This window comes from Candidatus Accumulibacter contiguus, assembly GCF_036625285.1.
Classification (GTDB): domain Bacteria; phylum Pseudomonadota; class Gammaproteobacteria; order Burkholderiales; family Rhodocyclaceae; genus Accumulibacter; species Accumulibacter contiguus.
Window position 1 is genome coordinate 115459 of sequence record NZ_JAZKUC010000003.1, and the last position, 25073, is coordinate 140531.

Consider the following 25073-nt stretch of genomic DNA (forward strand, 5'->3'; position numbering starts at 1 on the left):
GGGATGCGCTTTGAGGTTCGCGCCTTATCGCCTGACAATCTGATCGAGACGCACAGCGTCGATGCCCCGGATGCCGCTGAAGCGGGCCGCATGCTGCAGCAGCAGCGACTGCAACCGCTGTCGATCCAGGCTGCCGCCGCCCCGGTCATGGGAGCCGTGCCGGGTCGCGGCAACAAGGCGTTCTCGTTGCTGCTCTTCAGCGCCGAACTTCTGGCTTTGCTGGAAGCCGGACTGAGCCTGGTCGAGGCCTTCGAGGCGCTGCTCGAAAAAGAGTCTTCGCCGAGTTCGCGGTCGGTGCTCGAGCGCCTGACGCGCGACCTGCGCGAGGGTCTGCGTTTTTCGGCGGCGCTGGCCCGCCAACCCGACGTCTTCCCACCGCTCTATGTCGGCATCGTCCGCGCTGCCGAGGGAACCAGCGATCTGCCGCGCGCGCTGGCGCGCTACCTCGACTACCAGACGCGCCTGGAGACGGTGCGCAACAAGATGATCAGCGCCCTCATCTACCCGGTCATCCTGCTGATCGTCGGTTGTGGCGTGACCCTGTTCCTGATGGGCTACGTGGTTCCGCGCTTCGCCGGCGTCTATCAGGGCAGCGGCCGTTCGCTGCCCTGGCTGTCGCAATTGCTGCTCGACTGGGGACAGTTCGTAGGTCAGCATACCGACCTGGTGTTCGCCAGCGTGCTGGTGCTGGCGCTGGCGGCGGCCTACGGGCTGCGTCACTTCATCGGTAGCGGGCGCTGGATCGTCTTCCTGACGCGCCTGCCCGGCATCGGCGAACGTGTACGCATCATCGAACTGTCGCGGCTGTACCTGACTACCGGCATGTTGCTCGAAGGCGGCATTCCGATCCTGGCGGCCCTCGATATTGTCGGCAACACCGTTTCACCGACGACACGCGCGGCACTGCTGGTCGCCCGCGGCATCATCTCCGACGGCGGCACGCTGTCGCAGGGTTTCGACCACTGCGGCCTGGCGACGCCGATCGCCTTGCGCATGCTGCGCGTCGGCGAGCGCTCAGGACAGCTCGGAGCGATGCTGACACGTTCGGCGCTGTTCTACGAGGGTGAAAGTGCGCGCTGGATCGAGCGCTTCACCAAGGTCTTCGAGCCCGTGCTGATGACCGCCATCGGCCTCCTGGTCGGGCTGATCGTGGTGCTGCTGTACATGCCGATCTTCGACCTCGCCGGGGCGCTGCAATGAACGCGCCCGCGCTCGGCGACCTCCTCCTGGCCGACGACATCCTGGCCAAGGCCAGGCGCCAGGCGCTGTTGTCGGGACGTTCGCTGCTCAGCGAACTCGAGGCGCTGACCGGCAGCGAACCCCGCCAACTGGTCGCCGATCTGGCCAGGCGCTTTCGCCTGCCGGCCATCGATACCCCCGCGATGCTGGCCTGTGATCCGGCATTCGACCGGTTGCCGCTGGTCAAGGCCCAGACGCGCGGCTGCGTGCTGCTGCGCTCGCCGCAGGCGGCGGGTGACTGCCAGATCCTCGGCGTCATCGCCGATCCTTTCGACGCCGACAGCATGGTCTGGCTCGGCAGCCTGGCCGGCACGCCGGTGCATTACTGCCTGGCGCTGGCGGCGGACATTCAGGCCTATCTGTCGAAGCATGAGGAGTCGCTGCACGCGGTGCATTCGCTGGTGCAGGATGACGGTAGCGCGCCCGAGCGACGTACGGCCGAGGTGCTGAGCTTCGCTTCGGTCAGTGGCGCTTCGAGTCCGGCGGTGAAACTCGTCAACTCGACCGTCTATGACGCAGTGCGGGCCGCCGCCAGCGACATCCACCTCGAAAGCACGCCCAGCGGCATCACCATCAAGTACCGTCTCGACGGCGTCCTCGATACGGTCGCCCAGATCAGCGGTGTGGCGCTCGCCGAGCAGGTGATCTCGCGCCTCAAGGTGCTGGCCGAACTCGACATCGCCGAGCGACGCATCCCGCAGGACGGCAGCTTCCGGGTCGAGGTTGCCGGCCGCGACATCGACCTGCGGGTGTCGATCATGCCGTGCATCCACGGCGAGGACGCAGTCGTGCGCATCCTCGACAAGCGCGGCGTCATTGAGGCGCATGGTTCACTGACGCTCGACTCGCTGGGCTTTGACGAGCATGCCCTGAAGTCGCTGCGCCGGCTGGTCGAAGAACCCTACGGGATGTTGCTGGTCACCGGCCCGACCGGTTCGGGCAAGACCACGACGCTGTACGGTGCGATTTCCGAGATCAACAACGGTCGCGACAAGATCATCACCATCGAGGATCCGGTCGAATACCAGTTGCCCGGCGTCCTGCAGATTCCGGTCAACGACAAGAAAGGGCTGACCTTTGCGCGTGGCCTGCGCTCGATTCTGCGTCACGACCCCGACAAGATCATGGTTGGCGAAATCCGTGACCGCGAGACCGCCGAAATCGCCGTCCAGTCGGCGCTGACCGGGCATCTGGTGCTGACCACGGTACATGCCAACAACGTCTTCGACGTCTTCGGTCGCTTCACCCACATGGGCATCGACCCCTACGCCTTTGCCTCGGCGCTCAATGGCATCTGGGCGCAACGCCTGTTGCGCGTGAACTGCAGCCGCTGCAGCGAAGCCGACACGCCGCGCGATGCCGAACTCGAGCGCTTTCATCTGGCCGGCGACGATCTGGCGCATTTCGATTTCCGGCGCGGCCGCGGCTGCGGTGATTGTCGTGGCAGCGGTTATCGTGGGCGCAAAGCGGTTGCCGAGATCCTCAACCTGAACGACGAGCTGCGCGAACTGATCATCGAGAAGCGCCCGATCCGGCAACTGAAGGAACTCGCGTACCGAAACGGCACGCGCAGCCTGACCGAGGCCGCGCTGCGCCTGGTGGCGCACGGTGAAACCACGCTCGAAGAGCTGCGTCGTGTCACGCTTTCGGGTTGAGCGATTGCTGCTCGGCTGCGCTGCCGATAGTGCGGTGCTGCTGGCGCTGCCGGCGGTGGCGAAGTCGGCAGTCGAGACGCTGGCGGCGCTCGATTTCGACCCGGCGCAGCCGGCATCGCTGGCAGCGCTGTGCGGCGCACTGTCGGCGCTGGCGCCGGCGCAGCCGGTCGCCGATGCGGCCCGCCTTCCGCTGGTGGTGACGCTCGATGACAGCCTGGCGCGCAGCTTCGTGGTCATGCCACCGCGCGGTGCGCGGGGTCTGCGCGAACTGCGGGCGAGTGCAGCGGCACGCTTTGCGGCCTTGTACGGCGAGTCCGCCGAGCCCTGGCTGCTGGCTGCCGACTGGCAGGCGGCGGCGCCTTTCGTGAGCTGCGCGCTGCCGCGGGAACTCTACCAGGCGCTCGAAGGTCTGGCGCGCACGCAGGGCTGGCGGCTGGATTCGGCGACCCCGGCGCTGGTTCGCGTCTGGAACCGGGTATGTCCTGCGATTCCTGCCGACGGCTGGCTGGGGATCGGTTTCGCGCGTACCCTGACGCTGGTTCACCACCAGCATGGCGAACTCGCCGGCCTGCGTACGCTGCGGCTGCCGGCGGCGCCGGATCTGGCCGAACTCGAAACGCTGCTCGAACAGGAGCGTCTGCGCAACGCGGTCGGTGTGGGCGCATGCCGCCAGGGCAATCGCTGTTATGGACAGGAGGCGCCAAATGGTTGCCGGCAGCGGCGACGGTTGCCGGGATCGTTTCGCGGACCATCCCTCTGCCTTGCCCGAAGGGATCGCCGGGCGAGCGGCCAGTGGCCGAGCAACTGGCGCTGGCCGGAGGGCCGCGATGAAGCGACTCCAGGTCGATTTCGTCGAGCAGTCGCTGTGGCGTCTGCCGGTCGCGGCGCGCGCCCGGCTGTTTCTGGTCGCGCTCGCGCTGCTGGCCTTTTTTGTCGGCATGGCGATCCTCTGGCAATGGCTGCGACTCGATCAGCAGGTCGAGGCCGCGAATGCCGCGCTCGCGCTGGCGCGGCAACAGGTGGTGTTGCAAACGCCGCCAGCGCGCGTGTCGCGGGTCCTCTCCGAGCCGGAGATCCTCGCCATCAACAGCGCCATCGGGCAGCTCAATACCCCCTGGCCGGCGCTGCTCGACGCTTTCGAAAGCGTCGCGACTCCCGACATCGCCCTGCTGCAGATTGAACCGGACCACCGCCGGCGACTGGTCAAGGGTCTTGCCGAGGCGAAAAATCATCAACACTTGCTGGCTTACCTGGCGGCGCTCGGATCGACCCGGCCTTTTGCCGGTGCTATGGTCAGCAAACAGGAAATCAACGAGAAGGATCCGACGCGGCCGCTGCGTTTCCTGTTCGAGGCGCTGCTCGAGAATGGAGCGGGCGAAGTGGCGAGTGGACCGCCCCAGGAAGAGCCGTGAACCGGCTGGCACTGCTCGTCGACCGCTTACGGCTGGCCGCCGAGATCTGGCTGCGGCGGCATGGTCCCTGGTGGTTGCTGCTGGCCGTCCTGGGTTGCTTGCTGCTGGGCCTGGCGATCGTCGTGATTCCCAGGCTGGAAGCCGATCTGTCTAAAAAACAGGCAATTCTCGAAGAACTGCGGGCACTCGCGGCGAGCAGCCCGGAGCCGCCGGCGGCGCCCGTATCTCCTTCGGAAAGTCATTACGGGGCTTTTCGTGAGACTCTGGCCGCAGAGGATCAGGTGCGGCCGAGCATCCAGGCCATCCTCGATGCGGCGGCAGCACATCGCCTGCTGGCCACACGCGCCGAGTACCTGCGTGGCCACGATGCCAAGGCGCAGGTCGATACCTTGCAGATGATCGTGCCGGTGCAAGGGCGCTACCCCGACGTGCGGCGCTGGATCGAGGAGATTCTCGCCACGCAGCCCTACACCGCGCTCAATGAACTCGGCTTCAAGCGCGAGGAGATCGGCATCAACCAGATCGAAGCCAGGGTTCGCCTGACCCTGTGGTTGCGGCCGGCCGGTGCCGCCGATGCTGGCAGCAGCATCGACCCATGAATCGCCGTCGCTCGATCCTGTGGTTGCTGCTGGTCGCGGCGGCGTGGCTGGCGCTGTTTGGCGACAAGACGCCGGTGGATGCGCCGAGCGGGGAGGTCGTGCAAGCTGCTGCGCCACGGACTGGCGGCCGCCCTGGCACTGGTGTATCCTCGCCGGCGTCCGACGCTGGCCGGCCAGCCGGGGCCGCAGCGGAGAAGAAGGCATCGACCCGCCTGGAAGTCGCCGCATTGATTGCGCGCGCACAGTTGATCCCGGCGGTGGCCGAAGAGCAGGCGAGTCGTGAACTTCGTGACCTCTTTCCCTCGCTGAGCTGGCTGCCGCCACCGCCGATCCCCGAGAAGCCGGCGAAACCGCCGCCGCCGATGGCGCCGCCGCTGCCCTTCGTGTACCTCGGCAAGAAGCTCGAAGCGGGGCAATGGGAAGCCTACCTCGGACGTGGCGAAGAAGTGTTCATCGTTCGCGAGGGGATGACCCTGACCGGTCTCTACCGGGTCCAGGAAATCAGGCCACCGACGCTGACGCTGCTCTATTTGCCCTTGCAACAGTCGCAAACCATCCCGATCGGAGGATCGTAATCGTGAGCAGGCGAAATTCCGGCGAGATCGGATCGACAGGAACAGGAGCGAGTGAATGGCGGCGTCGCTGCCTGGGGGTGGCAGCGGCACTCATGCTGGCCGGATGTGCAGCGCAGAATGCCTACCGCGAAGGGCAGGCCTTGCTGGCCGAACAGAAGGTCGAAGCCGGTCTGGCCAAAATCCAGGAAGCGATGCTTCTCGACCCGGGTGCCGTCGAGTACCGCATCGGCTATACCCGCGCTCAGGAAAGAGTGATCCATGCCGGCATCGACCAGGCCGAGCGTGCGCTGGCCGCTCTGCGCTACGCCGACGCCGAGGCCGCCTACCGCCGCGTGCTGCAGCTGCAGCCTGGCAATCCGCGTGCACTGGCCGGTTTGCGGCTGATCGAGAGCGCCGCCCGGCATGACCTCCTCTATCAGGAAGCCGAACAGGCGTGGACGAAGAAGGATGGCGAAAGTGCGCTGGCGCGCTTGCGAACGATCCTGACCGCGAACCCGAAACACGCGCGCGCGCTGGCCCTGCAACAAGTCATCGAAGAGAGCGCCGCCAAGGCAGCGAAAGAGTCGGTGTTGACCGCAGCCTTCCGGAAACCGATCACCATCGAGTTCAGGGATACGCCGCTGAAGACGGTCTTCGAAGTGATTTCACGGACTTCGGGTCTCAACTTCGTCTTCGACAAGGACATTCGCGCCGACCAGAAAACCACCATTTTTCTGCGCAACAGCACCATCGAGGCCGCGATCAACGTCCTGTTGCTGACCAACCAGCTCGAACAACGGGTTCTCAATGGCAACTCGATCCTGGTCTACCCGAATACGCCAGCCAAGCAGAAGGAATACCAGGCGCTGCTGGTCAAGACCTACTACCTGGCGAATTCGGACGCCAAGACGGTTGCGGCCACGCTCAAGACGATCCTCAAGACGCGCGACATCGTGGTCGACGAGAAGCTGAACCTGCTATTGATCCGCGACAGTCCGGAAGCGATCCGTCTGGCCGACAAGATGGTTGCGCTGCAGGACGTGCCGGAACCCGAGGTGATGCTGGAAGTCGAGATTCTCGAGGTCAAGCGCTCGCGCCTGCAGGCGCTGGGGGTCAACTGGCCGGACGCAGTCGCGCTGCGGGCATTGCCGGTGGATGGTCTGACCGTGCAGAATCTGCGCGACCTGAATTCGTCGACGATTGGCGTCACGGTGGGTCCGGTCACCGTCCGAGCCAATCAGCTCGACAGCGATGTCAACCTGCTCGCCAACCCACGCATTCGCGCGCGCAACCGGGAAAAGGCCAAGATCCTGATTGGCGAGCGAGTACCGAACATCACCTCGACCCTGACCGTTGGTTTCTCTTCCGAATCGGTCACCTACATCGATGTCGGCCTGAAACTCGACATCGAACCGACGATCTATCTCGACAACGAAGTGGCGATGAAGGTGACGCTCGAAGTCAGCAACATCGTCGACAAGATCACCACCAAGAACGGCACCGTCGCCTACCAGATCGGCACGCGCACGGCGACCAGCGTGCTGCGCCTCAAGGATGGCGAGAACCAGTTGCTCGCCGGTCTGATCAGCGACGAGGACCGGCGAACCGCCAGCAAGCTGCCTTTTCTCGGCGACATTCCGATCCTCGGTCGGCTGTTCGGCAGTCACAACGACGAGGGCGTCAAGACCGAAATCGTGCTCTCGATCACGCCCCGCATTCTGCGCAACATTCATCGGCCGGAAGCCTATCTGGCCGAGTTCGATGGCGGCACCGAAACCAGCTTCCGTGGCCGGGTTGATGGCGGCGGCGGCAGCGGCGGCAGCGGCGGGGCCGCGCCGGTGTTCGGCGCCCTGGCGCCCTCGCTGGCCGCCTCTGCTCCGCCCGCGGCCGGGACGGCCAAGCCTGGCGGATCGGCAACTCCCGGCGGGCAGGTCAATCCGTTCGCACCGCAGGCGCAATCCGGATCGGGGCTCAACGCGCAGGCAGCGACCGCGCAGACCAGCGCGGCATCCTCGCCGGTCAATCCTTTTGCGTCGGCGGTCGAGGGCAGCACGCTGCAGCCGGAATCACTGTCGCCGTCCGCTGTCCAGCCAGCCTTGCAGGCGGCTGGATCGGCTCTGCTGCTCTGGCAGGGGCCGACACAAATCCGGGTCGGTGACACTTTCGCGCTGCAACTGGTGATGCAGACCGATCGGCCGGTAGTCAGCGTGCCCCTGGCGATCGGCTTCGATCCACGCTTGCTGCAGGTCGCCAATGTCAGCGAGGGCGGTTTCCTCAAGCAGGGTGGCGCGCAGACCAGCTTCACCTATCGCATTGACCCTGGCGGACAGGTGTTGATGACCGCGACGCGATCCGGTGACGGTGGCGCCACGGCCCCGGACACCCTCGCCACCATCAATTTCCGGGCCCTGGCAGCCGGCACCGCGCGCGTCGAATTGATCACCATTGCTCCGGTGGCATCGGGGGGGTTGACGATCAATCCCACCCTGCCCGGAGCGCACGCCTTGACGATCACACCCTGAGCGATGCCGCCCGCACCTGCCTTTCCATTGCGCCTCCGGAGGCCCTCGCGAGCTCCGGAAAGGGAAAGCGCACATCAAGCGCGCGGCTTTTCGCTGATCGAACTCTTGATCACCCTCGCGCTGGTCGCCGTCCTCGCCACGATCGTCGTCCCGGTGGCGCAGACCTCGTTGCAGCGCAGCCGCGAGCAGGACCTCCGACTGGCGCTGCGCGAGCTGCGCGCGGGCATCGACCTCTACAAGAAAGCCAGCGACGAAGGGCGCATCCGGAAATCACTCAACGACACCGGCTATCCGAAAAACCTGCAGATCCTCGTCGATGGCGAAGAGGATCTGCGTGACCCCAAGCATCGCAAGATCTACTTCCTGCGACGGATCCCGCGCGATCCGCTGCATCCGGATACCGCGCTGCCGGCGGCCGAGACCTGGGCCAAACGCGCCTACGCCAGCGAGCCTGATGACCCCAAGGAAGGCGAGGACGTGTACGACGTGTACTCGAAATCGAGCGGCATCGGCCTCAACGGCATTCCCTACCGCAAATGGTAGGGATCGGGAATCCGCCCAGGCAGCGCGGCCGTTACTATGAAAGTCGCGAGCGACTCACGAATCTCCCCTCCCCACTCGCGGGGGCGCAGGCGGGGTTTCGCGGAGCACCGCTCCGCGCCGCCGCAGCCGGCCCGCGATGCAGCGCGGGCCGTGGAAGGGGTTGGGGGGTGAGATGGGGAATTCGCGGAGCATGCTCTGCGCCCATCGAACGATTCCGGCGTGCAAGCCGGAATGCGCCCGGCAAGGGAGGGAAACGGTCATGACTTTCATCATCGGGGGTGTCTTGCAAAGTCATGACCGTTTGCCGGGCGTGTCCTGCGTCGGCCGGCACCGGCAGGGTTTCACGCTGATCGAACTGCTCGTCGTGCTGTCGATCATCGCGCTGCTGCTCACCCTGGCCGTACCGAAGTACATCCACAGCGTCGACGTCGCCAAGGAAGCGGTGCTCAGCGAGAATCTGCATCTCGTCCGCGAGACGATAGACAAGTTCTACGGCGACAAGGGGCGTTATCCCGAGAGCCTCGACGAGCTGGTCAGCGAAAAATACCTGCGCTCGCTGCCTTACGACCCGATCACCGCGAGTAGCAGCACCTGGACGATCATTGCGCCCACCAATACCAACAATTCGCCCGACGCCAAGGGCAAGGTCTACGACCTCAAGAGCGGCGCGCCCGGCAGCACCCTCGACGGCAAGCCTTTCGCCGATCTCTAGCGATGCCGCCCGCTCACTGCCTTTCCGAACGCCGTCTGCAGACCGGCTTCACTTACCTGGGGCTGATGATCCTGGTCGCCGTCCTGGCGCTGGCGACGAGTGCGACGCTGACCCTGGGGAGTCTGGTCCAGCGGCGAGAAGCCGAGCAGCGCCTGCTCGAGGTCGGCGACGCCTATCGCCGGGCGATCAGCAGCTACCTCAACAGCAGTCCCGCTGGTGACCGCCGCTACCCCGGATCGCTCGCCGACCTGCTCAAGGATCCGCGTTATCCCGGCGTTCGCCGACACCTGCGGCAGCTCTATCCCGACCCGATTACCGGCAAGAACGACTGGGGTCTGGTGCCGGCGCCAGGTGGCGGGATCATGGGGATCCACAGCCTCTCCGACGACCACCCGATCAAGATCGCCGGGTTCGAAACTGCGAATCAGGCCTTCGAAGAGAAGTCGCGCTATTCGCAATGGCGGTTCGTCGTGATGCCTATCGCGACAGGCGTCAGAACCGGGCCGGGGCAGGGGGCAAACACCCCCTTGCCGATAGCGAACCCATTGGTTCCCCCACAGCTCTCCGGACCGTTTCCCTCGCCGAACCCGGTTGTCTTTCCAGCGCAACCAGGACCGTCCCGATGATTCTGGTCGATGAGCTGAGGCCGACTGGACAACCCACGCGAGCGCCGGGTGATGCTTGAGCACCTGGACACGCACGCCTTCGCCTTCATTCCGGCCGCGACAGCAGAGCCTTAGAGTCTGTGGCGGGTTAATGTGAAAGTCGCGTATGCGACTCACTCGGCGATCAGACGACGGCGCTCGCCACGCGTCCGATCAGCAAGGCCGCGACGATCAGGCAGAGGACGGCAAAGCTCTGCTGCAGGCGTCTGCCGGCGAAGCGCGCGGCAAGAGCACGGCCGAGCAGCAGGCCAGCGATCGCGCCACCGCCGAAAGGCAGGGCGATGGGCCAGACGATGCTGCCTTCCGCCGCGGCCGCCGCGATGCCACCGACCGAAACCAGCGTCATGACGCCGAGAGAGGTGGCGATGACGCTCTCGGCCGGCAGATCGGTGTAGCGGGTGAGCGCGGGGACGATGACGAAGCCGCCGCCGACGCCCAGCAGACCGCTGAGGAGACCACTCAGTAGACCGGTTCCGCCAAGCGCGCAGGCGCAAGGCAAATTCCAGTCGAATCGTCCGACATCCGGGTTCAGCCGGCAGGGTCGGGGGTTGGTGGCCGACTCGCCACTGTCCGGCTGTAAGCGCACGCGCCGCAGGGCTCGCCAGCCCGTCCAGGCGAGCAGCAGTGCAAACGCCAGCGTCAACGGCTGATTCGGGATGCGCTGTGCGAGGAAGACTCCTGCGGGCACGGTGAGCAGTCCACAGACGCCGATCAACGCCGCGGCGCGGTAGCGCAGGATTCCCTGGCGCAGGCCGAGCAGGGAGCCAAGTCCGGCGGCCAGGCCGACAGCCAGCAGGCCGATCGGTCCGGCCTGCTGAATGGGTAGCCCGAGCCCGAAGACCAGCAGCGGTACGCCAATGATGCCACCGCCGGCGCCGGTCAGGGCGAGGATCAGCCCGACAGCGGCACCGAGCAGCGGGGCCATGACGGAGGGGTCGCTCAGTATCGGCATCGTCGGCTCAGATCGTGTTGAGCGGGATCTTCAGATAGCGCGTCCCGTTCCCCTCGGGTTCGGGCAGCATGCCGCAGCGCATGTTCACCTGCACGGCGGGAAGCAGCAGGACCGGCACCGCCAGCGTCGCATCGCGGCGGTTCCGCAGGGCGACGAATTCCTCCTCGCTGACGCCGTCGTGCACGTGAATATTGCCGCGGCGCTGCTCGCCGACGGTGCTGACGAAGGAGTTCGGCCGCTCGCTCGGCGGGTAGTCGTGGCAGAGATAGAGTCTGGTCGCCGCCGGCAGCGCAAGTAGGCGGCGCAGCGAACGATAGAGGGTGTGCGCATCGCCACCGGGAAAGTCACAGCGGGCGGTGCCGGTATCGGGCATGAACAGGGTGTCGCCGACGAATACCGCCTGCTCGTCAGCGTCGGCGAACAGGTAACTGACGCAGGCTGGGGTGTGGCCGGGTGTGTGCATGACCGTGATGCTCAGGCTGCCGACGGTGATCGTCTCGCCGTCGGCAAGGAGATGGTCGAACTGGCTGCCGTCGGTGGCGAAACCCGGTCCGGCGTTGAACAGCTTGCCGAACACGCTCTGCACGACGGTCACCTGCTTGCCGATGGCTGTCCGGCCGCCAAGCTTCTCCTTGAGGTAGGCGGCGGCGGAAAGGTGATCGGCGTGGACGTGCGTCTCGAGAATCCACTCGACGCGGGCGCCGGTTTCGGCGACGCGGCCGATCAAACGGTCGGCATGGTCGGTTCCGATCCTTCCCGCGCGCGGATCGTAATCAAGCACGCTGTCGACGACGACGCAGCGCGTTCGGTCGGCATCGAAAACGAGGTAGCTGTTGCTGCTGGTCGACGGATCGAAGAAACCTTCAATGTGCATGGCGGTATCCCTGGTAAGCGACTGGCCGCCGTGCATTTACACGGCGCGACGAAAGCCCCGCACCGCGAGTTGCTGATGAGCGACCGCTGTGGCGGCAGCCCGGTATCGGCCAGTCACACAATATGTTGACATACATAATACTTTAAAACATAATATTGTCAAGTATAAATTGATGACTAGATCGAGCCATGCCCAACACAACTCTTGATATCGAATCGATGCGCGCCGCGGCTGGCCGGGCGACGGCCGTCCTCGGCGTGCTGGCCAACGCCAACCGCCTGCTGCTGATGTGCCAGCTCAGCCAGGGCGAGAAGTGCGTCGGCGAGCTCGAGGAACTGCTCGATCTCCACCAGCCGACGTTGTCGCAGCAACTCGGCGTTCTGCGCAGCGAAGGGCTGGTCAACACGCGGCGTGACGGCAAGAAGATCTACTACTCGGTCGCCGACGCACGGGTGCTCGCCCTGCTCGGCACGCTCTATGAACTGTACTGCCCGCAAGCACGGAAAGAGAACCCATGATCACCATCGACTGGCTGCATTTCACACCCGCCAGCGCCTTTGCCGGTGGCCTGCTGATCGGCCTCGCGGCGGCGCTGCTGATTCTTCTCGAAGGACGCATCGCCGGCATCAGCGGCATTGTCGGCGGCTTGCTGCAACCGCTCCGGAAGGGCGACGTCGCCTGGCGGATGGCGTTTGCGCTCGGGCTGGTGGCAGCGCCGCTGCTTTACCGAGCGCTTGCCGAATTGCCGCAGAGCCGCATCGATGCCGGTTGGGCAACGCTCGTGGTCGCCGGACTGCTGGTCGGCTTCGGCAGCCGGCTCGGTTCGGGCTGCACCAGCGGCCACGGCGTCTGCGGGCTGTCGCGCCGGTCGCCGCGCTCGCTGGTCGCCACCATCGTCTTCATGACCGCCGGTTTCGCGACCGCCTTCGCCGGTCGCCATCTTTTCGCCTAGGAGCTTCACATGAGCGTGCTGATTTCACTGCTGATCGGTCTCCTCTTCGGCTGCGGCCTGATCGTTTCCGGCATGAGCAACCCGGCCAAGGTGCTCGCTTTTCTCGATCTCGCCGGCGACTGGGATCCCTCTCTGGCGCTGGTCATGGCCGGGGCGATTGCCGTCGGCCTGCTTGCGTTCCGCGTTGCCGGGCGGCGGCAGACCTCGCTGCGCGGCAAGCCGTTGCAGATGCCGACTGCCCGGCAGATCGACCGCCGACTGCTGATCGGCAGCGCGCTGTTCGGCATCGGCTGGGGTCTGGCGGGAATCTGCCCCGGGCCGGCTCTCGTCCTGCTTGGCACCGGCGCGGACAAGGGGTTGGTCTTCGTGTTCGCCATGCTCGCGGGCATGGCCATCTTCACCGCCTTCGAGCGCCTGTCGCGCGCGCGCCAGGCGCAGTCAGTTCCGGACAATTGATCCGGGGCCCATCTTTATCAGGAGAGTTGCATGTATTCGGTCAATGTCGATGATTCGAAGGTGATTACGGTCAGCGGCGGCAAGCATCAGGTGAGCTACGCCGTCGATGGTTCGCTGATGAACCCGCTGGAGGCTTTCTACGCTGTGCTGGCGAGCTGCGCGGCTGTCTATGCGAAGAAGGAGTGCAAGGCGATGGGCGTGTCTGCAGCCGGAATCAGGATCGGCTGCAGGCCGTTCGCCGGCCACGGCGGTCCGCTGACGCTGTCCCGCTTCCGCACCGAAGTCAGTTTTCCCGAAAGCTTCTCCACTGAACAGAGAGAACGCGTTCTCCAGGCGATCAACGAGTGTGCCGTCAAGAAGATCGTCCAGACGGGTGCAGACATTGCCTTCTCGGTCAGCGAAACGCCCGTCACTGTCGCCTGAACAAACCGAGGATCATCACCATGAAATTACCCGTCAGCATCGCCTTGCTCGTCTGCACTCTGCCCGTCTGCGCCCAGGATCTGGCTGCGCTGAGCGCCGAAACCAGGAGCACCGTCCTGCCCGTCATCCCCAAGGTCATCGCCACGATGCAGGAAGCGGTGGCAAATGAGGGAGTTGCCGGCGCGATTCCCGTCTGCAAGGACCTGGCACCACAGCTGATCGGGAAGAAGCGCGCCGAAACCGGCTGGGACATCCGGCGCGTCAGCCTGAAAACCCGCAACGCGGAGCGCGGTACGCCGGATGCCTGGGAAGCCGCACAGCTCGCCGACTTCGACCGCCGCGCAGCGAGCGGCGAAAAGGCCGACACGATCGAGAAGAGCGAGATCGTCACCGTCGACGGTCGGCCGGTGCTGCGCTACATGAAGGCGCTGCCGGTCAGCGAGATCTGCCTCGGCTGCCACGGTCCCGTCGAAGGACTCGATGCCGACCTGCGGCAGAAGCTGGCCGACCACTACCCGAACGACCGCGCAACCGGTTACGTGAAAGGACAGATCCGCGGTGCTCTAACGGTCAAGCGCCCCCTCTGAATGATGACAGGCGTGCGGCGAGCGCGGTGCCGCGGATCAGCACGCCGGTGAGGGTGAGACCGACCATAACAGACCGCAGATGACCGGCAGCGCCCAGCCGAGGATGCGCCGCGCCGCCTCGAAGACAAGGACGACGAGCAGCGAGCCGACGACGGGGTCGGCCGTGTTCGGGTCGCTCGAACGCTGGATCAGCTCGGCCTCGAAAACCCGGTGGTAGGTGCCGAGCGCGAAGGCGCCGATGGCCAGCAGTAGCAAGCCAGGCCTTGAGGGCTTTTTCGATGGCCTGCTGGGCATGAAAGCCGAAGATTTCATCGGCAAACAGCGGATTGTCGATCATGCCACGCAGCGCATCGAAGTCCTTGCGGGCCATGACCAGCAAGGCCCGAGTCTGGTCAAGCTCTCGCATGCAAGACCTGGCCTTCCCGTCTGGCGCGGCCAATGACATGGTGCGAGGAGTCCTTGAAGCGCTCGAATTCGTCGCGGCTGTAGAGCAGCAGATCCTTGGACACGGCCAGTTTGCGCAGGGCAAGGTACAGCCGCGCCGTCTCCTGGCGGCGACTGTGCTGCGGGCCGAAGGGTGCTCGCTCGATGATCAGGAGGTCGACGTCGGACTCCGGCCGCGCCTCACCGCGCGCACGCGAACCGAACAGGATCACCGCGTCCGGGTCAGCCTCGCGAACGATCACCTCGACGATCTGACGGATCAGACTATCTTCTTCGCTTTGCATCACAGGCAGCTCCTTATCGGAAGCCTCGTTTTTCCAACTGAAGTCGCGCAAAAGACGGCCAGAGAAATGACCCGTCGACTTGAGCGATTCGCCAGAGAGACGCTCGATGATCTTGTCAGGGAGTTGCCCCCACTCAGGCCGAAAGTCAGAGACATCGTTGACGATTTGATGAAAAGAACCCAGGAGGGCACATGCAGCGAGGAGTTCCTGAAGACTTTGTTGTCGGCCCATGTCGGAGCATTACGGGAACTGAAGTTTGCATAGCCATGCAAAAGGCACTTGACGATCTTCTTTGCCGGCGTTACCCGGAAATCTTCCGGGATCGGCATGTCTCGGCGAGCCCGACGTGTATGCAGCAGGGGTTTGCGTGACCAGATCATGTCATGACCACAGGAATGCCATCTGCACCAGGCTGGGCATGATCTTCCCGGCACCTCCCCGTAGCGACCAGGTGCACTCGTAATCCAACGGTGTTCCCTGCGGGTTGACCTGGACCAGCTTCGCGCCAGCCTTCTTGGCCAGAGAGGGAATGCGTGCTGCGGGTTGGACAATGCCGGACGTGCCGATGGCGAATAGCAGATCGCACTCTCTTGCAGCGGCGAACGCCTGTTTCAGCGTATCTTCGGGCAGGTTTTCACCAAACCAGACGACCCCGGGTCTGATATCACCGCCGCAGTGGCTGCATTGAGGTGGGCACAGCCGCCGCCCACCTTCTGGCTCATCGGGGATGCCAGGCGGAAAACTGAAAGGACGGGCACAAGCAAAACAACGCGGGGAATGCAGGCTGCCGTGGAGATGCAGCACATCGGTACTGCCGGCGCGTTCGTGCAAGTCGTCCACGTTTTGCGTGACGACGGTAAGCCTGGGCACATGTTGCGCCAGTTCGGCAATCGCCCGGTGGGCGGGGTTGGGCCGCGCCTTCAATACCTTCATTCGCCGCCATTCGTACCAACCCCAGACCAACGCCTTGTCTTGACGAAATCCATTGGCGGTGGCGAGGTCTTCGGGATCGAAACGCTCCCACAAGCCAGTGAGCGGATCCCTGAAGGTGGAAATGCCGCTCTCTGCAGAAACCCCGGCTCCTGTAAAAACCAGGACATGCTTCGCTTCATGCAACGCCGTGATCAGTTCCTGCGGGATTGTAATCGAGATGAGGGAAGTCATGGCTTCATGGCTGGTGGAATTTGCTGGAGGGATAAGCGGGTTTGCTTCGGCCGGGAGATGACGACTGCGCCCCGCTTCGCAAGGCGTGACTGCTACGCATCATACATGCATGGAGAAAATGGATCTTCATCAAGACGGTAGTGCGATGAAACAGCAGCCGCTTGCCCTCATCGCCCTCATTGCCGCCAGTTCGGTCCACGCTGCTACCCCGGCGTTTCCCGACGCCGGGAATCCTCTGGTCGAGCCACGTTTCGAGTCGGTCGGTGTCGGCATCATTCCGCGCTACGTGGTGCCGACGGTGGCGCAGGACCGCGCCGGGTTCATGTGGATAGCCAAGGGCGACGGCCTGGTGCGCTTTGACGGCTACCGCTTTCGCGCCCAGGAACGCGATAGCCCACACCCCGGCAAACGCAACCTCGGCTGGATCCGTGTACTGCTGGCGGGGCGCGATGGCCGCCTGTGGATAGGCACCGAATGGGATGGCCTGGCGGTCTATGATCCGGCGAGCGAACGCGTCAGTTTCCACCGCGGCGACGATGACGGAAAGGCCGGCGCGCTGCCGACCATCTGCGCCCTGGTCGAGGATGCGGCGGGCGGCATCTGGATCGGCAGCGAGGGCGGCGGGCTGGAGCGCTTCGACCCGCGCAGCGGCAGCTTTTCCCGGCACCGGAATTGACAGCCGGCAGCCTGCCCGACGATCGCGTCCAGGCACTGCTGCTCGACCGCCAAGGCGCACTTTGGTGGGTACCTGGGCCGGCTTGAGCCGTCTCCAGCCCGGCAGCGATCACTTCGAACCGGTCTTCTCGAACGCTGCGGCAAATGGCGGTGCCAGCCTGGCCGGCCGCATCGTGCAGGCCTTGTTCGAGGCATCGGACGGGAACATCTGGGCCGCCTCCCACAAGGGTGGTGTCGCCGTGCTGGACAGGCAGCTACGCGTCGTCGGCGCCTTGCACTCCGGCACCCGCCCGGGCGACGCCTGAGGCGTCCGGACAGCCGCTGCCGCCCGCACGCATCGAGGCGATGGCGCAGGCTCGCGACGGTACGCTCTGGCTCGGCACCGACTCCGCGCTCTATCAGTTCACCCGGGACCACCGGCAATTGCGAGTCCTGCCGCATGCCGGAGGGCTGACGCGTCAGTTGCTGGCGAGCACCGACGGCTCCCTGTGGGTAGGCACGCAGGATGGCGTGTTCCGCTTGCGGCCCGGCACGGCGGCAATCGTTCGCGTCGCTCAACACGCAGGGCAGTCGCTGCGTGCCGACATCAACGCTCTTGCCGAGGCAAGTGACGGCAGCGTGTGGGTGGGCAGCGGCAAGGGGCTTTTTCGCGCCGCAGCTGGCGAACACGAATTGCGAAGCGTCGCCTGCGCCGAGGGCGCCGGCCTCGGCAACCCCAGCGTCATCGGACTGCTCTTCGACCGTCAGCAGACCCTGTGGGTAGACACCGCGGTCACCGGACTGCATCGCATGCGCCATTGGGATGGCCAACATGCGGCCTTCGAGCGCATCAGCGAACGCCATGGAATCGTCACGCGTCCCTTTGGCGGCAATCTGCTGGAGGATGGGCGCGGTCGCATCTGGACGCAGATATACGTCTATGACCCCGCGACGGACCGGCTGGACGAGTTGACCGCCGCCGATGGTGCGGATCTGGGTACCGGCTGGTTCCTTGCCCACACCAGGACGACGGATGGCCGACTGCTGTTCGGTGGCAGCAGGGGAATCCTGGTGGTCAGACCGGAGGGCTTCGATGCCTCGGACTACGCGCCGCCACTGGTGGTTTCCGAGTTCGCCATCGACGGCCAGCGCCAGCCGGTCGGCCACATCCAGGAAGGGTTTGAACTGGTGCCGCCGCAGCGCGGCTTCAGCCTGGTCTTCGCGGCACTCGACTACAGCGATTCCGGCCGCCTGCGCTACGCCTACCAGTTGCAGGGATTCGACACCGACTGGATCGCCACCACGGCCGATTCCCGCGTCGCCAGCTACCGCTGCTCTATGCCGTCAAGGCAGCCGGCCGCAATGGCTGGATGGGAGCGCTCGACGCCCATGGCGAATCGCCCGAAGCGCTCCTCAACTGGTCGCGCCGGCCGGTCGCCGACTGGGCGCGCTCAGGCAACCTGGAGGTCGTCCGCTCGCCGGTTTCACGAACGCCCGGCCACGGGTCGTAGGGCGGCGGCGAGAGCGTCGATGCGCAGCGTCCCGCTCGGTCCGCGGGCGCGCTCACGGCTCTCGCGCAAGGAAATCCCGAGCATCCTGCACTCGCTGCGCAATCTCGAATGACATCGTCGAGGTGCTGAACAACCGGCAGGTCGGCGCCAGTCTGGCAACGCAGAACGGGGGAGCGGATGGCGACCTGTTCAAGGAGATCATCGTCTTCCCTTCAGTTCGGCGAGCATGGCGCGGGTCCATCGCCCATCAGCGTGGCGCGATTGCTCCCTTCTTCAACAGTCTGGCGGCAACACGAAACAGGTCGGGCATATCCACGCGATCGTCCTTGCGCCGGAACATGACGCCGATCCGCTCCATGGCGACGCAAAGATCACGCTCTTTGCCCTGCTCTTCGTCAGGAAATGGAGGCATATAATCGTGGGTCTGTGCGTCTTGTTTGAGCCGATCCACCGTCGTCGCCCGGCGCCAAACGTCAAAGACCCCTTCCTCGGACTGTGGGAGAAGCAGACCCGCCAGCGGAGCGAGGACGCCCTTGATCCAGGGAAACTCCTGATGAAGCTGGTCAACACGGGTCTTGGACGCTTCGCGCAGACCGTGACGTATGCCGTCGGGCGTGATCACCTTGTCTTCAGGCGCGGGGCCGTATTTGGCCGCAGCAATCATCATGCCGAGAAAACTGCGCGGCGTCACTTCGTCAAACGCGTCCGCCAAGTGGGTGATCGGCCATTGGTAAGTGCTTCCCTTCTTGAAGGCGTACATGCCTTGCCCCATAAAGCGGCCAGCCACGCCATCCATGATCAGCTTCTGATCGTGCTGGACCACACCCAACGACCACCTGCGAGTGAGAACGGCGTTGCTGTCGGGAAGAGTGAAGCCATTCTCGCCCAAGAGTCGTCCAAATGCACTGCGCGCTTCCTCATCCGGGGTCAAGGCCAGCCGAGCGAACAGCAGGCCGTAGAGGTCGCTTCCTGACCATTGCAGATTGACGGCGCCGTTGCGCAACTTCGGGATCTCGACGAAACGAAGGGCATCGTCCTCGATCTGGTCTGGGCGAAGGAACAGCTTGACACGAAGGCTCCGATACGCCCGCATCGCCCACACCACTTCCAGCAACGCTTCGGTCAACAGGCGTCGCCTTTTCCAGGTTCGCGCTACGGTATCGAGTGCATCATAAACAATCAACAGGGTCTTGTTTTCGCCGCGCAAGCGCTGCTCATGACCATCGAGCAGGTCTTCCCGCCGCTCCCAGTCGCGGGCTGAGTCGAGAAAGTCCTTAGGTTTCGTGTCCCCTTGACCCGATTGTCTGGTCGCAGCGCTCAGAATGGTTGCCCACCAGAAGCTCCGCGCTTGTTCGCTGGATGCATCCGGCGGCACCGCCCTGTCTATCTGGTCAACGGAAACGCCGCCGGGACCACCGATACCGGTGTAGCCGAACTGCACCTCGACCTGCACGAGCCCGAGCCTGGGATATGCCCTAGCCGCCGCCGCCTTGGTATCCGCTCGCCCGAGCACGCTCGACCAGAAGCTCTTTCCACTCCCGCGTGCGCCCAGGATGATCGGCGTGCCGGGGTCCAATGCGGAGGAATGCGTTTCAGGAGCGTAAATGTCTTCCAGCTTCGCGACGTTCGCTCCCACCGCATCGTTCGATACATCACCGGGGATATTGGCAATGGCCCGCCGAATCGCGCGGTACTTGTCGGCAGATAACTTCAAGCTCAAATTCGGTGCTTGGCCCTGCACGAGCGTCAGCCTCGCCAGCCACTCCGGCGGCGGTCCGGCGGCGGTCCGCCAGCGTCGACGAAACGTGCCAGATGAGCAAGAAGTACGCGGAATCCTTGGAATGTCTGTGGCTCGTCCCGGCCAAAAACAAACACTTCCGCACCCAGCCCCATCAGGGAAGAAGCCGTGGTCTCGTGCAACCCGGCGCGCGCATCCACCAGAATGGCATCGTAGCGATTGCTCTTGGCGAAACTATCCACGAGAGAGCGAACCTGATCCAGAAAAGTCGCCACGGAGCCATTGTCTCCCACATCCTCAGCATAGGCGCGCGCGATCTTGGCCAACACGTCAGCCGGATGACGAAGGGATCGTCTCCCCAACACGGGGATGACGTCGATTCGCCCGCGCCGGTTGGCGAGCATCGATGGTCCGATCAGATCGGCTAGAAAGCGCTCATCGAGGCCGGCAAGGCCATTTTCGACCAAAGCGTCGAGCACGCCAAACTTGGGCAGGCTGTCGTCGTTGAGAAGCATCGGCCCCAGACCCGGGGCCTCGATATCCAGATCAATGGCCAGTACCCGTAGTCCCTGTGTCGCCAGATCGGCGGCCACGACCGCCAAGGCCGTGGAACGTCCAACGCCCCCCTTAAGGCTGGCAAACGCAAAGCGTGCTGGCAATGGTGCCGCGGATGCGGGTTGACGCTGCCAATCCCCACCCACGAGTCGTCGGTCAACCAGACGGATGCGGGTGCCTCCTATCGGAACCTGCACGACTGTCGAGTCGGCAAGGACGCGCGCGGCACCAAAGTCGTCTGGCCCCGCGAGAACCCGGTCCGTTCGGGCATAAGCTCCAAGCCGCTTACAACGATCATCGTTGATCAGGCGGAGCAGAGGCGTCCCGCGGCGTCCACAGGGTGGAGCATCTCGCAGCATGCTTCGTAGTTCCGGAAAGTGGGCGAAAAAAGGATCATCCCGCCGCGTTTCTGAAGGCCGCATCCCGGCTTCCAGCATCATGGCTTTGAGTGCGCACTCCGCCGCGATGCCATAAAGATACCCGGCGACGTCTCCCCGAGATTTGGCGAACAAGATATCTGCGGCTTCGATATGCCGTCGGGCAGCAGCAGGCATGTTGGGCGGATAGGCCATGACCGTTCGCAGGTAAAGCAGGTGAACGGGCCTTCACCGCTCAGATAGGAAAACATTCCGGATCAACGACCAAGCCGCAGACGCGCCCTATCATCGTAGCGCAACCCGCTATGTCGCGCACGGCTTTATGGCCGACATCGGCCGGCGCTTGGCGATTGTGCGATGCGCAAGGGGTAGACGTCGGCGCCCTGTCGCAGCACTTCGAACCGGAAAACAACATGCATTGCATCGAAGCCCGCGTCGCCGCCATCCACGTGCGCCGACCGCGGGACGTAGCGGATCCATACAAGTCCCGGATCAACGCGCAATGCGAATCCTGGGAGATGGTGGTTCCCGAACTGGTGTACGCACCGCGTAGCGGACGAAGCTTCAGGAAGCAGATAGCCGGGTCACGGGCAATGACACGCTCGGCGAGCAAATCGAATCGCTCACGCTGCTCGTCGTGGACCTCGAGTTGCGAAAGATCGCCTTGGTGGCGAATGCCGGGCGTGAATCTCCCCTACCGCAACTCGTACCAGACGCCCCTGCCGGCGCCGTGCTGACCCAGGTGGCCTTGTGCCACCAGCGCCCGGAAATGCTGCTTGAGGGTGTTGCGATTGCCGCCGGTCAGTCGAATCGCATCACCCATCGTGATGCGTCCATGCTCGCGTGCGAACTCGACGATCCGTAGCGACAACTCAGGTAGCGAGGCCAATACCAGCTTCTCACGCTCGATCTTGCGATCGAGACGGCGGACCTGCTCGGCGAGCGCACGCAGGAAGAACATCAGCCATGGTTGCCAATTCGGCGCACGCGTGCGGATCGTGCCTTGCGTTTGCCGCAAAGCCAGGTAGTAGGCCTCCTTGCTTTGCTCGACCACGCATTCCAACGAGCTGTAAGGCACGTAGGCATAGCCGGCCTGCAAGAGCAACCGGGTTGTGAGAACACGGCTGAGCCGGCCGTTGCCGTCCTGGAAGGGATGGATCTCGAGGAAGACCACGATCCAGATACCGATCAGCAGCAAGGGGTGAAGCTGTCCCGCCTGACGCTCTGCGTTGAACCAGGTGATCAGTTCAGCCATCAGGGATGGCGTGTCGAATGGCGTCGCCGTTGCGAAGACGACGCCCAGTGGTTTCCCGTCCTCATCAAAGGCCACTACGCTGTTGGTAGTCGTTTTGTAGTTGCCCCGATGCCATGCGTCCTTCTCGCTGTAGATCAGGAGATCGCGGTGCAACTGCTTGATGTGGTTCTCTGTCAGCGCGATGTCCTGCCAGGACGAGAACACCACTTCCATGACCTCGGCGTAGCCGGCTACCTCTTGTTCATCCCGGGTGGCGAAAGACTTGATCTGCAGATTGGATAGCAGGCGCTGGACTTCGCGATCGGACAGCCTGCTGCCCTCGATGCGGGTCGATGAACCGATGCTCTCGATGGTGGCGACCCGCCGCAGCGCAGCCAGCCGATCCGGCGCCAGCGTGCCAAGCGCGCGCCAAGCACCCTTGAACTCATCGATTCCGGCGATGAGACTCAGGATTTCCGGGGTTATCTGGACGGCATGCGAAGCGATCATGGCCGACAACAATACTACATCCAATTACACCCATTTTTGCAGATGCCCAGGAAACGCGCAGGGCGTAACTTTTCGCCATCGGGAAGGTCGTCGGGCCAAAGCGGACGCAGTTGGTGACGATGATCATGATCAGCGCCTTGGTCTGCAGCAGCCAGCCGATGATGCTTGCCTCGCCCCGCGTCGAGTATGCGGCCAGCGATGCGCGCTCCGCGCAGATGGCCACCGACCGACACGTCATCGTACACGCCAACCGCGACCGCGATAAGGCCGCGGCTTTCGTCGGCGAGATCGTCGCCTGCGGCGGCAGCGTCGAAGCGGTCATTTTCGACGTCGCCGAACGCGAATCTACCGCGACGGCGCTGTCGGACATCGTCGCCGCCGGCCCGATCCAGATCCTGGTCAACAATGCCGGCATCGATGCCGACGCGCTCTGTCCCGCCATGTCCGGCGAGCAGTGGGACAGCGTCATCGACGTTGCCGTGATCGCATTCTTGAACGTCACCCGGCCGCTGATCCTGTTGATGATCCGTAGACGCTGAGGACGGGTCGTCAACATTTCGTCGGTCGCGGCCATCACCGGCAACCGCGGCCAGGTCAACGACTCGGCGGCGAAGGTCGCGCTGCATGCCGCGAGCAAGTGGCTGGCCCCGGAAGTCGCCAGTCGCGGCATCACGGTCAACACCATGGCGCCGGTAATCATTGCCACCGGAATGGGCGACGGGAGTTGCGACGCCGCAATGATCAGGACGCTAGCGCGGATGCAGCGGGCCGGCAAGCGTGAGGAAGTCGCCGATCTCGTCCGTTTCGTGGCTTTGGATCACGCAGCCGACATCTCCAGCCAGATGATCTCGATCAACGGTGGGCTCAGCTAGAGTTTCTACTGAAGAAGGAATTCGAGGTCACGGACGCACGCGGAGTGCACTCTCTGCCCGGGAAATGTCGTTCAAGAGACAAGGGCGAGGTACCCCGGGGATTGACCGCTTATCCGCCAAAGGCGACACTCGCTCTTTAGCCGATCACGTCCGCTGTGAATGCAAGACCGGACATTTGCCCACTTACGGAACTTGAATGGCCGCTTTGGCCAAGTCGAACGGCAGGACGCGACCCAAAGCGGAAGTAGCCCGATTGGGATAGCGGACGTTCAACGTCTGAATTGTGCGGCGCCGACAGGCGGCCGCACCAATGAGTTATTAGACGCTAGTGCTGCTACTGAACCCATACTTCTAGATCGCCGATATTCATTGCTACAGCACCCACCGCTATACGTATCCCTGTTCCATCGAGAACCACGCCCTCACCACCAGTCATGTTGACGCCACGTACAGCCGGTGGTCCGACACCTCGAGAGTCAACGTCTACGCCGATTTCAGCGCCCTGGCACCTGAGCTTGCCTATCCCAATGTAGGTGTAGCCAGTCTCGTATACCTGCCCGACCCAAATCCCCTGGTCGCCGCAAACAATATGGCAATTATCCAAGTACATGTTCAGATGACCTATTGCGATCTTGTCAGGCGGGGTGATTCTAAAGGCGAGTGCAATGCGATTGCCTTCGGACTTTACTGTAACTTCGGTCCCGATAACGCGTATGTCCCATGCATCATTTGGGCCTTCCCAGATATTATCAGTGATGCGAAATATTTCCCGCCCAGTGTGATCGCAAAAGACGCCATTCAAAGTGGGAAATGCGGAACCGTTCTTCGGTGGGGTGATTGACAATAGGTCATGTCCGTTGATTCGCAACAGATGACGTGCATATTCGAAGACCGCGGTCCCCATTTCCACACAGATGTTCTGCGCAGAAAGGTCCAAGTCCTCGAAGGGCCTGTGAATCTCATTCGATCTCTGCACTTCAAGGTAACGCGCTTTCACCGTTTCTTTGGAAAGTCGCCCGCGGGTGACTCTGTCGTGGCATCCGCCGCATAACAGGCAAATCTTGTCCGGCTCGTGGGCCTCCGCGTCTGCGTATTCTGGATCGATGTGCTCGTACTGATAGATCGCACAACGACACATAACACATCCAAACTTCGACCTTCGGCGCACTTCCAGCGCAATATTTTCTGGAATATGCCGCTGGAGCCCAAATCGGTTCGCCATGGGGTCTAACTTTGTTATGGGGAGACAGCTTTGCGCCCCAACTCCGGTGCGTGCTGTATAACTCCGCGCCACAGGGTGCCCCCAAAGGGCCTTGTAGCGCGGCTTTTCGACGTATGTACTGTTTTTGTATCCAGTACTAAATGAATCGTGAAACACAGCACGGCTTCCCTTCCTCCCCAAAAGCTACAAGGGTGCTCGACCAGTTGCGCGAGCGCATCCGCTATTTGCACTACAGATTATGGACTGAGGAGAGCGATGTCAATGGGTTCGAACGTCAGCAGTGGAGAGGCAATCTGAGCGGCTGCTGCTGGCCGACAGTACACGTTGATCATCATGCCAGAAAGCGGTCGCACGGTGTGCAAC

General features: G+C 63.8%; 27 protein-coding genes and 2 pseudogenes. 19 read left to right on the top strand and 10 right to left on the bottom strand.

Going from position 1 to position 25073, the window contains the following annotated elements:
- Positions 1-3 precede the first annotated feature (3 nt).
- Both V5B59_RS25530 and V5B59_RS25535 read left to right on the top strand, forming a co-directional pair.
- Positions 4-1200 (top strand): type II secretion system F family protein, encoded by a 1197-nt coding sequence (locus tag V5B59_RS25530; protein WP_332352516.1) that lies wholly within the window; start codon positions 4-6, stop codon positions 1198-1200.
- On the top strand, positions 1197-2894 hold the full coding sequence (locus tag V5B59_RS25535) for a GspE/PulE family protein (protein WP_332352517.1): 1698 nt from the start codon (positions 1197-1199) through the stop codon (positions 2892-2894). The genes V5B59_RS25530 and V5B59_RS25535 overlap by 4 nt, the downstream gene beginning before the upstream one ends.
- Here V5B59_RS25535 and V5B59_RS25540 read toward each other — a convergent pair.
- On the bottom strand, positions 2878-3447 hold the full coding sequence (locus tag V5B59_RS25540; protein WP_332352518.1) for a hypothetical protein: 570 nt from the start codon (positions 3445-3447) through the stop codon (positions 2878-2880). The two genes, V5B59_RS25535 and V5B59_RS25540, sit on opposite strands and share 17 nt — an antisense overlap.
- A gap of 151 nt (positions 3448-3598) precedes the next feature.
- Here V5B59_RS25540 and V5B59_RS25545 point away from each other — a divergent pair, with 151 nt between their 5' ends.
- From V5B59_RS25545 to V5B59_RS25575, 7 genes are all read left to right on the top strand, one after another.
- A complete protein-coding gene (locus V5B59_RS25545) occupies positions 3599-4306 on the top strand; it encodes a hypothetical protein (RefSeq protein WP_332352519.1) in 708 nt (235 codons plus the stop codon).
- A complete protein-coding gene (locus V5B59_RS25550) occupies positions 4303-4905 on the top strand; it encodes a hypothetical protein (protein WP_169071745.1) in 603 nt (200 codons plus the stop codon). The genes V5B59_RS25545 and V5B59_RS25550 overlap by 4 nt, the downstream gene beginning before the upstream one ends.
- Positions 4902-5480, top strand: a complete 579-nt coding sequence (locus V5B59_RS25555; protein ID WP_169071744.1) for a hypothetical protein — start codon at positions 4902-4904, stop codon at positions 5478-5480. The genes V5B59_RS25550 and V5B59_RS25555 overlap by 4 nt, the downstream gene beginning before the upstream one ends.
- A 2-nt stretch (positions 5481-5482) precedes the next feature.
- A complete protein-coding gene (locus tag V5B59_RS25560) occupies positions 5483-7981 on the top strand; it encodes a secretin N-terminal domain-containing protein (RefSeq protein ID WP_169071743.1) in 2499 nt (832 codons plus the stop codon).
- A 3-nt stretch (positions 7982-7984) separates the two neighbouring features.
- On the top strand, positions 7985-8524 hold the full coding sequence (locus V5B59_RS25565) for a type II secretion system protein (RefSeq protein WP_169071742.1): 540 nt from the start codon (positions 7985-7987) through the stop codon (positions 8522-8524).
- A gap of 259 nt (positions 8525-8783) precedes the next feature.
- On the top strand, positions 8784-9236 hold the full coding sequence (locus V5B59_RS25570; protein WP_169071741.1) for a type II secretion system protein: 453 nt from the start codon (positions 8784-8786) through the stop codon (positions 9234-9236).
- Positions 9237-9238: 2 nt separating this feature from the next.
- Complete coding sequence (locus V5B59_RS25575; RefSeq protein WP_211203514.1) at positions 9239-9862, top strand: type II secretion system protein; 624 nt, start codon at positions 9239-9241, stop codon at positions 9860-9862.
- Positions 9863-10025: 163 nt separating this feature from the next.
- On the opposite strand, the gene V5B59_RS25580 is transcribed toward V5B59_RS25575, so the two are convergent.
- On the bottom strand, positions 10026-10844 hold the full coding sequence (locus V5B59_RS25580) for a sulfite exporter TauE/SafE family protein (protein WP_169071753.1): 819 nt from the start codon (positions 10842-10844) through the stop codon (positions 10026-10028).
- A gap of 16 nt (positions 10845-10860) precedes the next feature.
- On the bottom strand, positions 10861-11727 hold the full coding sequence (locus tag V5B59_RS25585) for an MBL fold metallo-hydrolase (protein WP_248595041.1): 867 nt from the start codon (positions 11725-11727) through the stop codon (positions 10861-10863).
- Positions 11728-11915: 188 nt separating this feature from the next.
- Between V5B59_RS25585 and V5B59_RS25590 the strand changes: the two genes are divergently transcribed.
- Genes V5B59_RS25590 through V5B59_RS25610 form a run of 5 tightly spaced genes read left to right on the top strand, consistent with a single transcriptional unit; the run spans position 11916 to position 14145 of the window.
- Positions 11916-12245: an ArsR/SmtB family transcription factor gene (locus V5B59_RS25590; protein WP_248595040.1), complete on the top strand. Its 330-nt coding sequence runs from the start codon at positions 11916-11918 to the stop codon at positions 12243-12245.
- Positions 12245-12679: a YeeE/YedE family protein gene (locus tag V5B59_RS25595; RefSeq protein ID WP_169071751.1), complete on the top strand. Its 435-nt coding sequence runs from the start codon at positions 12245-12247 to the stop codon at positions 12677-12679. Before V5B59_RS25590 ends, V5B59_RS25595 begins: the two co-directional genes overlap by 1 nt.
- Positions 12680-12688: 9 nt before the next feature.
- Positions 12689-13135 carry a YeeE/YedE family protein gene (locus tag V5B59_RS25600; RefSeq protein WP_169071739.1) on the top strand — a complete coding sequence of 149 codons (447 nt, stop codon included), beginning with the start codon at positions 12689-12691 and terminating at the stop codon, positions 13133-13135.
- A 30-nt stretch (positions 13136-13165) separates the two neighbouring features.
- A complete protein-coding gene (locus tag V5B59_RS25605; protein ID WP_169071738.1) occupies positions 13166-13558 on the top strand; it encodes an OsmC family protein in 393 nt (130 codons plus the stop codon).
- A 20-nt stretch (positions 13559-13578) separates the two neighbouring features.
- Entirely contained in the window at positions 13579-14145 is a 567-nt protein-coding gene (locus V5B59_RS25610) for a Tll0287-like domain-containing protein (RefSeq protein ID WP_169071737.1), read from the top strand.
- On the opposite strand, the gene V5B59_RS26450 is transcribed toward V5B59_RS25610, so the two are convergent.
- The 3 genes from V5B59_RS26450 to V5B59_RS25625 form a co-directional block, all read right to left on the bottom strand.
- Positions 14129-14590 carry a HEPN domain-containing protein gene (locus V5B59_RS26450; protein ID WP_408612964.1) on the bottom strand — a complete coding sequence of 154 codons (462 nt, stop codon included), beginning with the start codon at positions 14588-14590 and terminating at the stop codon, positions 14129-14131. The two genes, V5B59_RS25610 and V5B59_RS26450, sit on opposite strands and share 17 nt — an antisense overlap.
- Positions 14538-14873 carry a nucleotidyltransferase domain-containing protein gene (locus V5B59_RS25620; RefSeq protein WP_169071735.1) on the bottom strand — a complete coding sequence of 112 codons (336 nt, stop codon included), beginning with the start codon at positions 14871-14873 and terminating at the stop codon, positions 14538-14540. Before V5B59_RS25620 ends, V5B59_RS26450 begins: the two co-directional genes overlap by 53 nt.
- A 381-nt stretch (positions 14874-15254) precedes the next feature.
- On the bottom strand, positions 15255-16037 hold the full coding sequence (locus tag V5B59_RS25625) for an SIR2 family NAD-dependent protein deacylase (protein ID WP_169071734.1): 783 nt from the start codon (positions 16035-16037) through the stop codon (positions 15255-15257).
- A 118-nt stretch (positions 16038-16155) separates the two neighbouring features.
- Between V5B59_RS25625 and V5B59_RS25630 the strand changes: the two genes are divergently transcribed.
- From V5B59_RS25630 to V5B59_RS25640, 3 genes are all read left to right on the top strand, one after another.
- Complete coding sequence (locus V5B59_RS25630; protein ID WP_169071733.1) at positions 16156-16713, top strand: ligand-binding sensor domain-containing protein; 558 nt, start codon at positions 16156-16158, stop codon at positions 16711-16713.
- A 64-nt stretch (positions 16714-16777) separates the two neighbouring features.
- Positions 16778-17017 (top strand): hypothetical protein, encoded by a 240-nt coding sequence (locus V5B59_RS25635; protein WP_169071732.1) that lies wholly within the window; start codon positions 16778-16780, stop codon positions 17015-17017.
- The gene (locus V5B59_RS25640) at positions 16944-18314 is read left to right on the top strand and encodes a ligand-binding sensor domain-containing protein (protein WP_332352520.1); all 1371 of its coding nucleotides are present in this window, start codon (positions 16944-16946) and stop codon (positions 18312-18314) included. The genes V5B59_RS25635 and V5B59_RS25640 overlap by 74 nt, the downstream gene beginning before the upstream one ends.
- A gap of 135 nt (positions 18315-18449) precedes the next feature.
- Here the strand turns inward: V5B59_RS25640 and V5B59_RS25645 are convergent, their stop codons facing one another.
- The 3 genes from V5B59_RS25645 to V5B59_RS25655 all read right to left on the bottom strand — a co-directional run bounded on the left by V5B59_RS25645 (position 18450) and on the right by V5B59_RS25655 (position 22616).
- The gene (locus V5B59_RS25645; RefSeq protein WP_169071750.1) at positions 18450-19916 is read right to left on the bottom strand and encodes a hypothetical protein; all 1467 of its coding nucleotides are present in this window, start codon (positions 19914-19916) and stop codon (positions 18450-18452) included.
- 32 nt (positions 19917-19948) lie between these two features.
- A complete protein-coding gene (locus V5B59_RS25650; protein ID WP_332352521.1) occupies positions 19949-21067 on the bottom strand; it encodes a ParA family protein in 1119 nt (372 codons plus the stop codon).
- Positions 21068-21566: 499 nt separating this feature from the next.
- On the bottom strand, positions 21567-22616 hold the full coding sequence (locus V5B59_RS25655) for a Fic family protein (protein WP_169071749.1): 1050 nt from the start codon (positions 22614-22616) through the stop codon (positions 21567-21569).
- 215 nt (positions 22617-22831) lie between these two features.
- Here V5B59_RS25655 and V5B59_RS25660 point away from each other — a divergent pair.
- A pseudogene (locus V5B59_RS25660) lies at positions 22832-23488 on the top strand (SDR family oxidoreductase).
- Positions 23489-23822: 334 nt separating this feature from the next.
- Here the strand turns inward: V5B59_RS25660 and V5B59_RS25665 are convergent.
- Entirely contained in the window at positions 23823-24710 is an 888-nt protein-coding gene (locus V5B59_RS25665; RefSeq protein ID WP_169071729.1) for a hypothetical protein, read from the bottom strand.
- Positions 24711-24857: 147 nt separating this feature from the next.
- Here V5B59_RS25665 and V5B59_RS26455 point away from each other — a divergent pair.
- Positions 24858-24973: pseudogene (locus V5B59_RS26455) on the top strand (integrase); the annotation flags it as partial.
- Between the last annotated feature and the right edge of the window lie 100 nt (positions 24974-25073).